10 protein-coding genes are annotated in these 15,561 nt (G+C 72.7%); all 10 read left to right on the plus strand.

Annotated features, from left to right (window positions below; genetic code table 11):
• The first annotated feature begins 25 nt into the window (after nt 1-25).
• On the plus strand, nt 26-991 hold the full coding sequence (locus tag QNO21_RS08935; RefSeq protein ID WP_257519305.1) for an AAA family ATPase: 966 nt from the start codon (nt 26-28) through the stop codon (nt 989-991).
• On the plus strand, nt 988-2,343 hold the full coding sequence (locus QNO21_RS08940) for a DUF58 domain-containing protein (protein ID WP_257519306.1): 1,356 nt from the start codon (nt 988-990) through the stop codon (nt 2,341-2,343). Before QNO21_RS08935 ends, QNO21_RS08940 begins: the two co-directional genes overlap by 4 nt.
• A complete protein-coding gene (locus QNO21_RS08945) occupies nt 2,340-4,874 on the plus strand; it encodes a transglutaminase domain-containing protein (protein WP_257519307.1) in 2,535 nt (844 codons plus the stop codon). Before QNO21_RS08940 ends, QNO21_RS08945 begins: the two co-directional genes overlap by 4 nt.
• A 66-nt stretch (nt 4,875-4,940) precedes the next feature.
• The gene (locus QNO21_RS08950; RefSeq protein WP_257519308.1) at nt 4,941-6,308 is read left to right on the plus strand and encodes a DUF5684 domain-containing protein; all 1,368 of its coding nucleotides are present in this window, start codon (nt 4,941-4,943) and stop codon (nt 6,306-6,308) included.
• A complete protein-coding gene (locus QNO21_RS08955; protein WP_257515864.1) occupies nt 6,308-7,168 on the plus strand; it encodes a PP2C family protein-serine/threonine phosphatase in 861 nt (286 codons plus the stop codon). Before QNO21_RS08950 ends, QNO21_RS08955 begins: the two co-directional genes overlap by 1 nt.
• The gene (locus QNO21_RS08960) at nt 7,161-8,303 is read left to right on the plus strand and encodes an FHA domain-containing protein (protein ID WP_257519309.1); all 1,143 of its coding nucleotides are present in this window, start codon (nt 7,161-7,163) and stop codon (nt 8,301-8,303) included. Before QNO21_RS08955 ends, QNO21_RS08960 begins: the two co-directional genes overlap by 8 nt.
• Nucleotides 8,300-9,895, plus strand: a complete 1,596-nt coding sequence (locus QNO21_RS08965; protein ID WP_257519311.1) for a serine/threonine-protein kinase — start codon at nt 8,300-8,302, stop codon at nt 9,893-9,895. The genes QNO21_RS08960 and QNO21_RS08965 overlap by 4 nt, the downstream gene beginning before the upstream one ends.
• Before the next feature lie 20 nt (nt 9,896-9,915).
• Nucleotides 9,916-10,662 carry a hypothetical protein gene (locus QNO21_RS08970; protein WP_374211412.1) on the plus strand — a complete coding sequence of 249 codons (747 nt, stop codon included), beginning with the start codon at nt 9,916-9,918 and terminating at the stop codon, nt 10,660-10,662.
• Nucleotides 10,659-15,176, plus strand: coding sequence for a type VII secretion EssC family protein (locus QNO21_RS08975; RefSeq protein ID WP_257519313.1), 4,518 nt, complete (start codon nt 10,659-10,661; stop codon nt 15,174-15,176). The genes QNO21_RS08970 and QNO21_RS08975 overlap by 4 nt, the downstream gene beginning before the upstream one ends.
• A 52-nt stretch (nt 15,177-15,228) precedes the next feature.
• Nucleotides 15,229-15,522 (plus strand): WXG100 family type VII secretion target, encoded by a 294-nt coding sequence (locus QNO21_RS08980; RefSeq protein ID WP_191717944.1) that lies wholly within the window; start codon nt 15,229-15,231, stop codon nt 15,520-15,522.
• Nucleotides 15,523-15,561 lie beyond the last annotated feature (39 nt).

Genomic DNA, 15,561 nt, shown 5'->3' on the forward strand with positions numbered 1-15,561 from the left:
CCCCGTCCCGCCCCGAGAGGAACCCATGACCATCACCGCCGAGCAGACCGCCTGGTTCCAGGAGACGTTCGCGAAGCTCGTCGACAACGTCGAGCAGGTCGTGCTGGGAAAGCGGCACGTGATCGAGCTGGCCTTCACCGCGATGATCTCCGAGGGGCACCTGCTGCTGGAGGATTTCCCGGGCACGGGCAAGACCTCGCTGGCGCGAGCGATGGGCCAGAGCGTGGCGGGCACGAGCACGCGCATCCAGTTCACCCCCGACCTGCTGCCGGGCGACGTCACCGGCATCACGGTGTACGACCAGAAGCGCGGCGAGTTCGACTTCCACCAGGGCCCGGTGTTCGCGAACATCCTGCTCGCTGACGAGATCAACCGCGCATCGCCGAAGACGCAGTCGGCCCTCCTCGAGGTGATGGAAGAAGGCCACGTCACCGTCGACGGCGTGACGCGTCAGGTCGGCGTGCCGTTCCTGGTGGTGGCGACCCAGAACCCCGTCGAGCAGGCGGGCACCTATCGCCTCCCCGAAGCGCAGCTCGACCGGTTCCTGCTGAAGACGTCGCTGGGCTACCCCGACCACGCCGCGACCGTGCGCATCCTCGAAGGCAGCGGCAGCGCCCGCCGCGAGGTGGAGTCCGTCATCACGCCGCAGGGCGTGGTGAGCCTCGCCGACGTCGCCCGCGACGTGTACCTCAACCCGCTGGTACTGGATTACATCGCCCGCATCGTCGGGGCGACACGGCTCGCCACCGAGGTGCGCCTCGGAGTCAGCGTGCGCGGCGCGATCGCTTTGACCAAGGCCGCCAAGACTTGGGCCGTCGCCCACGGCCGCGGGTACGTCACGCCCGACGACGTCAAGGCACTCGCCGAGCCGGTACTCGCCCACCGACTCATCCTCGACCCCGAAGCGGAATTCGACGGCGTGACCGCCGGGGCCGTGATCGGCCAGGTGCTGCTCGACACCGCGCCTCCCAGTCAGCGGGATGCCGTGTGACCCTTCCGTCCGAGTCCCGCCTCACGCGCACTGTCGGGTCCACCGGCACAGCGAACGCGCGCACGCGCTACGCCACCGCGCGGTCCACGACCGTGCTGGCGGTACGTGGCGACCGCGCGTGGCGTCGCGCCCGCACGGCGGTGATCAGCGCCTGGCGCGGGGTGTCGGACACGGTCACGCCCGCGGGCTGGCTGCTGCTGACGGCCGCGGCGGCGGGAATCGGGCTGGGCCTGGCGTTCGGCTGGGTCGAGTTCACGGTGGCGGGGGCGATCGCCACGGCGCTGCTGCTGCTCTCGGTGCCATTCCTCTTCAGCGCCCGCGCCTACGACGTCGACCTCACTCTCGGTCACGACCGTGTGGTCGCCGGCGCGCAGGTGCAGGGAACGCTCCGGGTCACGAACATCGGCCGGGGAATCGCCCTGCCCGGTCGCATCGACGTCCCGGTCGGCGAGGGTCTCGTCGACGTCTACGTGCCGATTCTGCGTCACGGGCACGAGCACGTGCAGCAGGTCGTCGTTCCCGCCGAGCGGCGCGGCGTCATCACGGTGGGCCCCGCCCACACCGTGCGCGGCGACCCGCTCGGCATCCTCAAGCGCGAAGCGACGTGGGATGACACCCACACCCTGTACATCCACCCGGTGACCACGGCTCTGCACAGCACGAGCACCGGGTTCATCCGCGACCTCGAAGGTCAGGCGTCGCGCATGATCGTCGACGCGGACATCTCCTTCCACGCCCTGCGCGAGTACGTGCCCGGCGATTCGCCACGGCAGATCCACTGGAAGTCGACCGCCAAGACCGGGACTCTCATGGTGCGCCAGTACGAAGAGACCCGCCGCTCGCGCATGATCGTCGCCCTCGCGCTCGGCGAGGGCGAGTACGGCACCGACGACGAGTTCGAGCTGGCCGTCAGCGCCGCCGCCTCCATCGGCATCCGAGGCATCCGCGACGGGCGCGACGTGGACGTCGTCGTGGGCGGCGAGGTGCCCGAGTTCGCCCGCCGCACCGTGCGGACGATCCGGGAGCTCGCGACCGTGAGCACCCGCACCCTGCTGGACGAGCTCTCCGGTGTCCAGCGCACGACCCTGGTCGGTCCGCTCGCCGACGTCACCTCGCTGGCCCGTGAGACCCACGGCGACGCGTCGATCGCGTTCCTCGTCTGCGGCTCCACCCAGACCCCGCGCCTGCTGCAGGCCGCGGCGCTCGCCTTCCCCTCCGATGTCGCCGTCGTCGCGGTCGTATGCAACCCCGAGGCCGAGCCCGGCTTCCGGCGCCTGGGAACCGTGACGGTGCTGACGATCGGCCTGCTGGACGATCTGAGGCACATGCTGGCCCGAGGAGCGCAGACGTGAGCGGCGAGGCCGGGGCGCAGCGGCGCTCCCGCCGGCGTCCTCCGATGTCGACCGCGCGCTTCCTCGTCGCCAACGCCCTGCTGCTGGACGCGCTTTTCCTCGTCGGCGCGGTCGCGGTGTGGCCGATCTACCAGGGACCCGCCTTCCTCGTGCTCGTCGCCGGCGCCCTGACGCTCGCCCACCTCATCGCCCTCGCCGGCATCCGGTGGGGATGGTCGGGATGGTGGGTCGCCTTGGCGACCATCGGCGCCTACATCGCGGCCGGGGTGCCGCTCGCGGCCCCGACGTCACTCTCCCGCCCGGACTCGCTGCTGCCGGCGCTGCTGGGGGTGCTGACCGCGCCCGTCACCGGCTGGAAGGACCTGCTCACGCTCGAGCTGCCGCTGGGCACCTACCAGAGCACGCTCGCGCCGGCGCTCCTGCTGTTCCTCGGCATCCCCACCGCCGCACTGTCGCTGGCATGGCGCGCGCGACGGCTCTGGGTGCTGGCCGCTCCCCTGGGCCTCGTGCTCACCGCGTTCGGTGTGCTGTTCGGTGCCCGCACGCTCAGCACTGCGGTGATCGCCGGCACCCCCCTGGCCGGGGCCGCCGAGGTCTTCACCGGCGCGGCGGCGGTGCTCACCGCCCTCGTCTACACCGTCTGGCGCACACGGTACGAACGGCGGCGAGCCCTGCGCGCTGCAGAGGCGGCCAGCGGCGTCCGCGCGTTGGCTCGGGCAGGGTCGGCGGCGGCGGGGCGCGCGGCCATCGCCGCGGGCATGCTCGTCGTCGCGGTGACCGTCGGAGTCGCCGTCGGCCCCTGGGCCGTCGCGGGGCAGCCGCGTGAGGTGCTGCGGTCGGGGATCGACCCGCGTATCGAGCTCGCGGCGCAGCTGAGCCCGCTCTCGCAGTACCGCGGATTCTTCTCCGACGACCAATTCGACACCGTGCTGTTCACCGTCGAGGGTGCCGAGGGTGCCGACCGCGTGCGCCTGGCGACGCTGTCGTTCTTCGACGGGCAGGTCGCCCGCGTCAGCGACCCCGAGGCGGGCTCGGCAGACCCCACCACCGCGTTCGTGCGCGTGCCGTCAGCGCTGCCTGCACCCGACCGCACCGTGCCGATCGTCGCCGACGTGCAGATCGCGGCGTATGAGGGAGTCTGGGTGCCCACCGTCGGCTCCGTCACGGCCATCACCTTCGACGGCGGCACGGGCGGCGATCGCGCCGACGGGTTCTTCTACAACGTCGACACCCGCATGGGAGTCGCGCTCCCCGACCCGGGACTGCAGCCGGGCGCCACCTACCGACAGCACGGCGCGGTCGACGCCGAGCCGCCCGCCGTCGTCGACCTCGCCCCGACGAGGGACACCCCGCAGATCGACGCCGCGCTCGTCCCCGACAGCCTCACCGACTGGATCAGGGCGCAGGAGGCACCGGCCGGCGGCGAGGGTCTGCAAGTGCTCATCGATCGGCTGCGCGCTCGAGGGCTGCTCAGCCACGCCCTCACCGTCGACGCCGAGGCGCCGCCGCTGTGGACGGCGGGGCTGGGCGATTACTCGTTCGAGCCCAGCAGGGCCGGACACTCCACCGACCGCATCGACCGGCTGTTCACGGCCCTCCTCGAGCGCCAGAACGACGTCGGCGGCACCGACGATGCGGCCCTGGTGGCAGCCACGGGAGACGACGAGCAGTTCGCCGTCGCCGCAGCCCTCATCGCCGACCAGCTGGGTTTCGACGCCCGCATCGTGCTGGGCGCCCGCCTCGCGGCGGGGCCGGATGCCGAGGGGCTGCGCACCTGCGCCGACGGGGCGTGCCGCGGCGGCGACATGGCGGCCTGGATCGAGGTGCAGGATGCCTCGGGCATGTGGGTGCCGCTCGATGTGACACCGCAGCACGAGGTCGGGATGACGCCGGACCTCGAACAGCGTCGGGACCCGCAGAACCCCACCGAGGTGCGGCAGGAGATCGCGGAGCCGGTGCCGCCTGCCGAGGCGGATCCCGCAGACAGCGGCGAGCGCGAGGACGACGACACGACGACCGAGACCGACCTTTCGGCGCTGTGGGCGGCGCTGCGGATCGGCGGAATCGCGCTGCTGAGCCTGCTCGTGCTGGTGGGACCCTTCCTGCTGGTCGTGGTGCTGAAGGTGCTGCGCCGCCGCGGCCGCCGCGAGGCCCCCGATGTCGTCGGGCGGTTCACCGGCGGCTGGGACGAGTACGTGGACGCGGCCGTGGACCACGGCTATCCGGCACCGGGCACGCACACCCGCACCGAGCTGGCGGCGCAGTACGCCGCGGCCGGGGCCGAGGGCTCGGACGGCGGCGCGGTGCTCGCCCGCTGGGCCGACCGTTCGGTGTTCGACGCCGAACCGCCGGACACGGACGAGAGCGAGCGGTTCTGGCGCATCGTCGAGGAGGAGCGCGCGCGTTTCGCCACCGAGGCCGGCTGGTGGGCACGCCTGCGCGCGCGCCTGTCGCTGCGGTCTTTCCTGAGGTCGGCGAGGGCGCGCACAGCCCGCCGCGGGCCGTCCGGGGGTCGCCGTGAACGCCGCTAGGGTGTGCAAGGCGACCGGCACCGACATCACCGGGTGTCGGATTCAACACGATATCGAGGAGCAGAGATGACGGGCCTGGTGGGGACGACGGCGGGGGCCGTGGCGGGGGCGCTTGCCTACTACAACGGCGGGATGACCGGTCAGACGCCGGTGATCCTGTTGACCATGCAGCTGCTGCTCGTGGTGGGGGTCTATGTCTGGGTGGCTCTGGCGCTCGCCGCGGTCTTCCGCAAGACGAGCCTGCCCACCTGGAAGGCATGGGTGCCGGTGGTGAACACATGGACGCTGTTCACCCTCGCCGGCATGCGCGGCTGGTGGGCGGTGGTGCTGGCGGTGCTGGGGCTCATCGCCGCAGTGGGCAGTCTTGTGGCCGCCGGGGCCTTCACTGCCGGCGCCATCGGCGCGGCCACCGCCGGCGAAGCGGGGGCAGCCGGGGCTTCGGTGCTCGCGGCCTTGCTCATCCCTCTCGTCATCTGGGGCGGCTACGGCGTCTTCGCGCTCATCCTGCAGATCCGCATGGTGCACGGGGTGAACCGCGGATTCGGACTGGGCGCCGGTTACACGGTGCTCGGCGCGCTGCTGCTGCCGGTGTGGGCGAGCATCGTCGGCTGGGGATCTTCCCGGTGGATCGGCCTGCCGCCCGCGATGGCGCAGCCCACGCTGACCGCTCCGCCGCCGCCGCCGCCCGCAAGCCCGTTCACACTGGGTGGCACGGCCGGCCCGGCGATGGATGCCGCCTCGGCTCCCCCCTCGCCGGCAGCAGGCCCGATCCACGTCCCCGCGCCGGCGGGAGCCTCTGGGATCCCCGCCGTTCCGCCGCCGCCCACGATGGGCGGCAATCCTTGGGCGCCGCCCGCACCTCCCAGCGCCGCCCCTGCTGCGCGGCCCGCGGCACCCCCCGTCCCCACCCCGGTCCTCTCAGAGCCCGTCGCTGCGGCGGCACCTGTGACCGCCGCGCCCGTGACCGCCGCGCCGGTGGCCGCCGCACCCGTGGCGGCCACCCCCGCCGCGCCTGCCGCGGTCGTCGCTGCCCCCATCCCCGCCGCCGCTGCCGCCGCTCCGACCCCGGCCGGCGGGGACGAGGACCTCGATGAGCGCACGGTGCTGGCCGCGCGGCGGCTGGGCGGGTGGACGCTGGTCCTCCCTGACGGCGCACACGTGTCGCTGCTCTCGGATGCCGCGGTGCTCGGACGCAACCCCGTGGCACCGGCTGCGATGCCGCGGGCGCAGGTCGTGGCGGTGGACGACGTCACCCGCACGGTGTCGAAGACCCACGCCTTGCTGCATCGTGCCGACTCGGGGTGGAAGGTGACCGACCTGGCATCCACCAACGGCGTCTTCCTCGCCGATGAGAGCGAAGTCACCGGCACCGCCACGGTGTCGGGGGTCTTCTTCCTGGGCGACGCGCGCCTGGAACTGCTCGCCGACGCGTGATGCCCGCCACGCCCATGCCCACCGCGAGCAGTCTGCAGGTCACGTGCGGCACGCACACCGACCCGGGGCTGCGGCGACCCGTCAACGAGGATGCGCTGTTCGCCGAGCACCCGGTGTACATCGTGGCCGACGGCATGGGCGGTCACGACGCCGGGGACCTCGCCAGCGCGGCGATCATCGAGGTGTTCCGGCCGCTGGCCGGTCGTGACGACCTCACCCCCGACGATGTCGCCGCGGCCGTCGAGCGCGCACACACGGCGGTGTCGGACATCGCCGCGAACCGGCCGCGGGGGGCCGGGTCCACGCTCACCGGCGTCGTCGCGGTGTGGCAGGACGGCGTACGGCGGTGGCTGGTGGTCAACGTCGGCGACTCCCGCGTCTACCGGCTGCTGACAGATCAGCTCGAACAGCTCACCGTCGACCACTCCGTTGCCCAGGAGCTCGTCGACGAGGGCCGGCTCGCCCGCCACGAGATGTCGTCGTTCCGCGGCCGCAACGTGATCACCCGTGCGATCGGCCAGGAGCGCAGTCGCGCGGACTACTGGCTGCTTCCCATCGTGACCGGAGAACGGCTGCTGGTCTGCTCCGACGGTCTGTCGGGAGAGCTCACCGATGAGGCCATCCGCGCCGGGCTCACCCTGGGCGGTGCCCCCGGCCAGACCGCCGGTTCGCTCGTCGCCCAGGCGATCGGCCACGGCGGACGGGACAACATCTCCGCGATCGTCATCGATGTGGTCGCCGGCGGAGTCAACCCTCGGCAGGAGGCCACCACCGGAGGGCTGCCCTTCGCCGACGAGACGTCCGCCACGGTCGAAGTGTCCACCCTCCGCTCGATGCGCACGAGGAGGAGCCGTGGCTGAGTGGTCCTCTGCGCCCGGTCAGCTGCCTGCCATCGTCACCGACGACCTGGCGCTGCTGTTCTCAGGCACCCACGCCACACGCGCGGCGCGGGCGGTGCTGTCTCACACCGCCGCCGGTGACGGCTGGGAGAGCGTCCTGGACCTCATGCTGCGCGGCGGCTTGGGCGGCCTCCCGGACTTCTTCGCCGGTCAGGTCGATGGCACGGTACTGGCCGGTGCCGTGCGCGGCGACGCGCGGCTGACCGCGACCCACCTCGACGGCAGCACGACCCAGCTCGACGGCGTCGGTCTGCGCACCTGGCGCGAGTTCCGGCTGGAAGACGTGGCAGCGTTCACCGCCGACGCGGGCCCCGGCACGGGTCTCCCGCTCACCCCGGCACGCCCCGGCCCCCTCGCCGTGTCACAGCTCGGCTGGGTCATGGCGCCCGCCGTGCCGGCACCGGCACCGTCACCGTCCGACCCTGCACTCACGCTGGAGTTCTCGGACTTCCTCGAACCGGCGACGGCCCCCGACGAAGCTCGGGCGGTCCCCGCGTCACCGCTGGCCGCGGCACGGGCCGACGGCCCCGCGACCGGACGCTACGACGACCTCTTCGGTGCCACGATCCACTTCGGCGTCGAGGCAGCGGCCGTCCGACCGCCCGACGACGATGACGAAGAGCACGCGCTAGAGGAACCGGCCGCCGCCGTCAGCGGGATCGTCTGTGTCGCCGGCCACCCCAATCCCCTCGCGCGGGTGACCTGCACCCGCTGCGGCGCGTCGCTCACGGGGGCGGTGCTCTCGCGCGTGCCGCGTCCGGAGCTGGGTGCCGTCGTGCTGCCCGACGGTCGCGAGGTGCCCCTCGTCGGAGCCCTGCTCATCGGCCGCAGCCCACGGGTCGACCGCACCGACGGCGACGCGATCCCCACCCTCGTCGTGATCGACGACCCCGACGTCTCCCGCACCCACGTGCGCGTGCTCATCGAAGGGTGGCAGGTGCTCCTCGAGGATCTGGGCTCCACCAACGGCACCGTCTTCACCGCGCTCGGCACCGGACCGCGACGCATCCGCCCCGGCGAGGCGGTGCTCGTCACCGACGGCGCCGTGGCAGACCTCGGCCCCCGCAGCCGCATCACGTTCGCGGGTGTCCCGTGAGCGCCCGCTACGGACCGGTCGATGTCCCCGGCTTCACGCTGCAGCGCCCGCTGGGCTCGGGCGGCTACGCCGACGTGTTCCTCTACGAGCAGCACCTGCCGCGCCGGCTCGTGGCGGTGAAGATCATGCACGAGCCCGTCGATGATCCCGCCGCCCGCGCCCGCTTCGAAAGCGAAGCGAACCTGATGGCGGCGCTGTCGACCCACCCGTCGATCGTGACCATCCATCACGCCGCTGTCGCCGACAACGGCCGACCGTACCTGGTGATGGAATACTGCTCGCGCCCCACCCTGGCCGAGACGTACCCGCACCGGACGGTCAGCGTCCCCGAACTGCTGCAGACGCTCGTGCGGCTCTGCGGCGCGGTCGAGACTGCGCACCGCGCCGGAATCCTGCACCGCGACATCAAGCCGGCGAACGTGCTGACCACCGACTACGGGTGGCCGGCGCTGACCGACTTCGGGTTGTCGTCGCTCGCCGGCGCCGCGGCCGACGCCGCCGGGGTGTCGGTGCCGTGGGCCGCCCCGGAGCTGGTCAGCGGACGCGGCTTCGACGCCCGCTCGGACGTCTACGCCCTCGCGGCGACGGCCTATACCGTACTGGCCGGACGGACGCCCTTCGAGGACCCGCGAGCGCGCACGGACCTCACCGCCCACGTGACCCGGGTGCTGACCGAGGCCGTTCCACCCATCGGCCGCGACGACGTGCCGATCGCGCTGGAGCGTCTCATCATCACCGCGCTGGCCAAGGATCCCGACCGGCGGTCGCAGACCGCTTCGGAGTTCGCCCGCACCCTCCAGCGCATCGAGCAGGACCTGCACCTGCCCGTGACGAATCTCGACATCCCCGCCCTGGCGCCGACAGCGGCGCCCCCGATGCCGCCGGCGATCGACGACGCCGACCTTCCGGAGCGCACCCGTCTCGTGACACGCCGGAGCCCGGAACCGGCGCCCGATGACCACACTCTGCTTTCCAGCCGCCCGCCCGCCGCTGCGCAGCAGCCGTCGGACGCGGATGCCGCCCCCGGTGCCGTCGCCGCCGACGACCACACCCTGCTGTCCAGCCGCGCAACGGCCGGCACGGGCGACGAGGCTCCCCCACCGGCCGACGCCACGCTGCTCGCCGCACGCCGCAGCGGCGTCCCCACTGAGCCCGCCCGACAAACCGACGACGAGCACACGCGGCTCGCGGCCCGACGGTCCGCCCCCGCCGGCGCCGACGCCCCGCCCGCCGCCGCCGACGACGCCGACGACGAGCACACGCAGCTCGCAGCCCGCCGCTCCGGTGCGGCAGGCGACCGCGACGCGCCCGCCACCGACCCCCTCGCCGCAGCTCCGTCCCCGGGACGCACCGCCCGTGATCCGGCCGCCGAAGCGGCACGCGAGGCGTACGGCATCCGCAGCTCGCCCGTTGTGGCACCGGTGGTGCGCTCCGCGCCCGCGCCCGCCACGCCGGTCCCGACTGCTGCGGCGACCGAACCGCGCCGTCCTGCCCGGGGGCGGCGGGTGGCGATCGCGGCGATCGCGATCGGGGCAACGGTGGCGGTCATCGCCGCCGCCATCGCGGGCATCGGTGTGCTGGTGGGGCTATGACGACGAGGGATGGGATGACGATGACGCACGCGCGCGCGACCGCTGAGGGCACGCTCGGAATCGAGTTCTGCGGGGAGTGGCATCACCCGACGCCGGGCACCACGTTCTCGGTGGGCAGGGACGCCGACCTCACAGTCGACACCAACCAGTACCTGCACCGCCGTCTGCTCGCCTTCGACGCCGATGGCGACCTCTGGTGGATGTCGAACATCGGCCAGTCGATCTCGGTGAGCATCGCCACACCCGACGGTGCATACCAGGCGGTGCTCGGGGCCGGCGCGCGCGTGCCGCTGGTCTTCCCCGAGGTGACGGTGATGTTCTCCGCCGGGGCGTACACGTACGAGCTGGGGGTGCGCAATCACGCGGCGAGCTTCACCGGGCGCGACCCGCAGGCGACCAGCGACGTCGGCGACGGCACCACGACGATCGGCGCGGTCACCCTCACGCCGAGTCAGCGGCTGCTGCTGATCGCCCTGTGCGAGCCCATCCTGCGCGGCGGGATGGTGGGGGCCAGCCAGCTGCCCTCGTCGGCCGCGGCGGCCGCCCGGCTGGGGTGGCCGCTGACGACCTTCAACCGCAAGCTCGACAACGTCTGCGACAAACTCGACCGCGAGGGCGTGCAGGGTCTGCGGGGCGGGGTGGGCAAGCTCGCCACCAACCGCCGCGCGCGCCTGGTCGAGCATGCCATCCTGTCCCGCCTGGTCACGCCGCAGGACCTCGACCTGCTCGAGGTCGCAGCGGCAGCGAGTGAGAAGAGCGTCCGATGAAGATCCGCGTCACCCTGCGCCGTCCCGACGGCTCGACCGAGGACATCGCCCTGGCCGCCGAGCCGGGCGTACGCGTGGGCGAGGTGGCCGACTCGATCGTCGCCCGCGACCCAGCAGGCGCTTACAACGGCCCCGCCTACGCTCCCGGCACGGTGACCCTCGAAGCGCACGCCCCCGCCGTCGGCGGCGCGTCCGAGGCACTCGACCCCGACGACACCCTCGCCGACCTCGCGCTGGCATCGGGCGTGGAGGTCGCCGTCGTCGGGCTCGACGACGCCCCGCGCGCAGATGTGGCGTACATCGAGATCGTCGGCGGCCGCCTCGCCGGACGGCGTTACACGGTGCCGCGGGGTTCGACGGTCATCGGGCGCGGCGACGACTGCGGCATCGTGCTCGATGACGCCATGGTCTCAAAGCGCCACGCGCGCCTGCACGTCGGGCGCGACCGCATCGAGCTGATCGACCTCAACTCCGCGAACGGCATCATCGTGCAGGGGGCGCCGGTGGGTCGCCTCGAGATGCAGCACGGGCAGGAAGCGGTACTGGGAAGCACCGTCATCCGTGCCGGGTTCCTGCCGTCCGAGGTGACCCAGTCCTCCCCCATCGGCGAAGTGCGGCTCACCCGCTCGCCGAGTGTGGAGCCGCGCTACATCGGTCGTGAGCTGGAGGGGGCGGACCCGCCCATCCCCGCCGACCCGCAGCCGTTCCCCTGGGCCGCCGCGCTCCTGCCCGCCATCGCCGGCCTCGCCATGTTCGCCGCCACCCAGCGACCCATCACCCTCATCTTCGTCGCGATCTCGCCGCTGATGATGATCAGCACGTGGGCGACGGCCAAGTCGCAGCAGCGGCGCAAGCTCAAGATCGAGCACACCCGCTTCGTCGCACAGATGGAGCGACTGTCGGCACGCCTGGCGCGCGAGCGGCAAGACGAATCCCGCATCCGCGCGCGGGAAGCGGTGCCCCTGCACGAGATCTACGACGCCGTGCAGCAGTGCGCGCCGCTCGTGTGGACGCGCCGGCCCGAGCACTGGTCGTTCCTGCAGGTGCGCCTGGGGGTCGGCGACGTCCCGACCCGCAACACCGTGAAGGAGACCGGCAACACCGACCGCGCGGTCCCCGAGCAAGTGGAACAGCTCGAAGAGCTCATCGCCACCTACGAGCTCGTCCCCCGCACGCCTGTCGTCGAGAGGCTGTCGGATGCCGGTGCGCTCGGCATCGCCGGCGACACCGCCGCCGTCGCCGCGTACGGTCGCGCGCTGGCCGCACAGCTGGCGGGACTGCACGCCCCGAGCGACGTCGTCATCGGCGGGCTGCTGGGCCCCGCCTGGGCCGCGCAGTTCGCCGACGCGAAGTGGCTCCCGCACGCCATGCAGTCCGAGGCCGTGTTCGGCGGCGCACCGTTCGCCGACACCGCCTCGGCTGCGGCGAACCTGCTGTCCCGGCTCGAAGAGACCCTCAGCGCCCGCTCGCCGCGCGGGGCGGAAGGTCCGGTGCAGCTGGGCGCGATCGACGACAAGCGGGCCGCGCTGACCGCCGGCGCGGCGGTGGGGTCCGACTCCCGCTCCGAGAACGGATTCGACGGACCGCTGCCTGCGATCGTCGTGCTCATCTCCGATGACGCCCCCGTCGACCGCGCGCGGCTCATCCAGGTGCTCGAGCGTGCCGCCGGTCGAGGGGTGTATCCGATCTGGATGGCCCCCGACACCGCGGCACTGCCCGCCGCCTGCCGCACCTTCGTCGAGCTCGGCGCCGACGGGTCGGCCGCCGTCGGCTACGTGCGCCTCGGCCGCACGCTGACCCCCGTCGAGGTGGAAGGGCTCACCGCACCCCAGTTCGCGCAGTTCTGCCGCCGGCTGGCCTCGTACGTCGACGCCGGCGAGATCGGCGCCGACACCAGCGACGTCCCCCGCTCGGTGCCGATGCTGCAGCTGATCGGCAAGGAGATGGCCACCGCGCCCGGCGCCGTCGTCGACCGCTGGGAGCAGAACGGCTCGATCCTCTCCGCCGCCACCCGCGCACCGGCTACCCCGAAGCTGCGCGCGATCGTCGGACAGGCGGGCTCCGGCGCGATGCACCTCGACCTGCGCGCGCAGGGCCCGCACGCCCTTGTCGGCGGCACGACCGGCTCCGGCAAGAGCGAGTTCCTGCAGGCCTGGGTGCTCGGAATGGCTGCCGAGTACAGCCCGCAGCGCGTCACCTTCCTCTTCGTCGACTACAAGGGCGGTGCGGCCTTCGCGGAGTGCACGGCGCTCCCCCACTGCGTCGGGCTGGTCACCGACCTCAGTCCCCACCTGGTGCGTCGGGCGCTCGTGAGCCTGCGGGCCGAGCTGCACCACCGCGAGACGCTGTTCACCCGCAAGAAGGCCAAGGACATCCTCGAGCTCGAGAAGCGCGGCGACCCCGACACCCCGCCGGCGCTCGTCATCGTGATCGACGAGTTCGCCGCGCTCGTCAACGAGGTGCCCGACTTCGTGGACGGAGTCGTCGACGTCGCCCAACGAGGCCGCTCGCTCGGCATCCACCTGATCATGGCCACCCAGCGCCCTGCCGGCGTCATCAAGGACAACCTGCGCGCCAACACCAACATGCGCGTCGCCCTGCGCATGGCCGACGAGGTCGACTCCGACGACGTCATCGGCACGAAGGATGCCGCCGGCTTCGATCCCGGCATCCCGGGCCGCGGTGCGGCCAAGACGGGACCCGGCCGCCTCACGGTCTTCCAGTCCGCCTACACCGGCGGCTGGAGCTTCGTGGAGGAGGACGCCCCCGAGGTCGAGCTGGAGTCGTTCGCATTCGGCCCGCCGCGCCGGTGGGAGGCCCCCAAGACCGACTCTGCCTCGGCGGAGCGCGATCTCGGCCCCACCGACCAGCAGCGCCTCGTGGCGACGATGGTGCAGGCGTCGCAGGCGGCCGCGATCGAGCCGCCGCGCCGTCCGTGGCTCGACGAGCTCGCCACCGTCTACGACCTCACCCTGCTGCGGCAGCGCACCGATGAGAAGCTGCTGCTGGGCGTGCAGGACGTGCCCCAGCGCCAGGCGCAGGACACCGTGTACTTCGAGCCCGACAACGAGGGCCACCTTGCGATCTTCGGCACCGGCGGCGCGGGCAAGAGCTCGACGCTGCGCACCCTCGCCGTCGCAGCGGGCATCACCCCGCGCGGGGGCCCCGTGCACGTGTACGGCCTCGACTTCGGCTCCGGCGGCTTGCGTATGCTCGAGGCGATGCCGCACGTCGGCGCGGTCATCCCCGCCGACGCCGGCGAGAGGGTGACCCGCCTGTTCCGCATGCTGAAAGCGGAGCTCGACCGTCGCGGTGAGGCGTATGCCGCGGTCAACGCCGGCACGATCTCGCAGTACCGCTCACTGGCGGGGCGTCCCGACGAGGCGCGGATCCTGGTGCTGATCGACGGCTTCCCCACGTTCCGCTCCGAGTACGAGGCGGTCACCGGGCGGGCCGACGCGTACCAGGTGTTCCAGCAGATCATGACCGACGGCCGCTCGGTCGGCATCCACGTCGCACTCACCGCCGACCGCGGCCAGGCGGTGCCCACGGCGCTGCAGTCCACCATCCAGAAGCGTGTGGTGCTGCGCCTGTCGGACTCCGACGCCTACGCGATGGTCGGGGCTCCTCGCGACGTGCTGTCGCCCGAGTCGGTCGCCGGTCGTGCCATCGTCGACGGGCTCGAGACGCAGATCGCCGTCATCGCCGGCACGACCGACCCGCGCGCCCAGGCGCAGGCGATCGGCGAGTTCGCCGAAGCCATGCGCCGACAGGACCGCGCCGAAGCGCCGCCGGTTCGGGCGCTGCCCGAGGCGTTCAGCATGGACGACCTGCCGCCCCACCTCGACGGCCGCCCGGTGCTGGGTCTGTCCGGCGACACGCTCGGTCCCATCGCCTTCGACCCCAACGGGCTCTTCGTGCTGGCGGGCGCCCCGCAGAGCGGCCGCTCGAATGCGCTCCACGCCATGGCAGAGGCGGTACGGCGGGCGAACCCCGCGGTACGGCGGTACTACATCGGCAGCGCGCGGTCGCCGCTGCGCGATGCCGTGGCCTGGGACGACAGCGCCGTCGACGGCGGCTCGGCGAGCCGGCTCATCGACAGCATCCTGCAGGACGAGCGGGGACTCGAAGGAGTCGCGGTCTTCCTCGAAGGCGCCTCGGAGTACGCTACCTCCCTCGCCGAGATGCCGCTGTCGGACTTCGCCAAGCGGGTCAAGCGCGGCGACGGCCTGCTCGTCGCCGAGGGCGAGACGAGCGACTGGACCACGGGCTTCGGCTTGCTGGGCGACATCAAATCGGCCCGCCGCGGTGTGGTGCTGCAGCCGGACACGCACGACGGCGAGGTGGTGCTCAAGACGGCGTTCCCACGGCTGCTCAAGCGCGAATTCCCCGTCGGCCGCGCCATGCTCGCCGCCAGCGGCAAGACGGTGCGGGTGCAGTTCCCGCTCGTCGGCGAGGCGGCCCCGAAAGATGGGGAGTACTCCCCATTGGCCGACGCCATAGCGGTCCCATAGGTTGAACATGTCGGCAGAGGAACTGCCGCTTCCGGACACAAGGAGTGAGACAATGGCGAACCTCAACGTCACGTACGACCAGATGCAGAGCGCCGCGAACCGTCTGCGTGCGGGCCAGTCCGACCTGGAGGGCAAGCTGCAGGAGCTGCGCTCCCTGGTCAGCCAGCTCGTGCAGGACGGCTTCACCACGACCCGCGCCTCGGGTGCCTTCGACTCCTCCTACGAGCAGTTCACCTCGGGCGCCCAGCGCACCGTGCAGGGCATCGACGGCATGGCGCAGTTCCTCGAGAAGGCCGCTTCGGCGCTGCAGTCCACGGACGAGCAGCTGGCCTCTTCGATCGGCTGATCACAGTCCCAGAAGCGGGGCCGGTCCTTTCGGCCGGCC

Source organism: Microbacterium sp. zg-Y818 (genome assembly GCF_030246905.1).
Classification (GTDB): domain Bacteria; phylum Actinomycetota; class Actinomycetes; order Actinomycetales; family Microbacteriaceae; genus Microbacterium.

Bases quoted from the DNA above. Each gene is read 5' to 3' on its own strand.
- QNO21_RS08935 (WP_257519305.1), top strand. From the start codon at position 26: ATGACCATCACCGCCGAGCAGACCGCCTGGTTCCAGGAGACGTTCGCG.
- QNO21_RS08950 (WP_257519308.1), top strand. From the start codon at position 4,941: ATGACGGGCCTGGTGGGGACGACGGCGGGGGCCGTGGCGGGGGCGCTT.
- QNO21_RS08955 (WP_257515864.1), top strand. From the start codon at position 6,308: ATGCCCGCCACGCCCATGCCCACCGCGAGCAGTCTGCAGGTCACGTGC.
- QNO21_RS08970 (WP_374211412.1), top strand. From the start codon at position 9,916: ATGACGCACGCGCGCGCGACCGCTGAGGGCACGCTCGGAATCGAGTTC.
- QNO21_RS08975 (WP_257519313.1), top strand. From the start codon at position 10,659: ATGAAGATCCGCGTCACCCTGCGCCGTCCCGACGGCTCGACCGAGGAC.
- QNO21_RS08980 (WP_191717944.1), top strand. From the start codon at position 15,229: ATGGCGAACCTCAACGTCACGTACGACCAGATGCAGAGCGCCGCGAAC.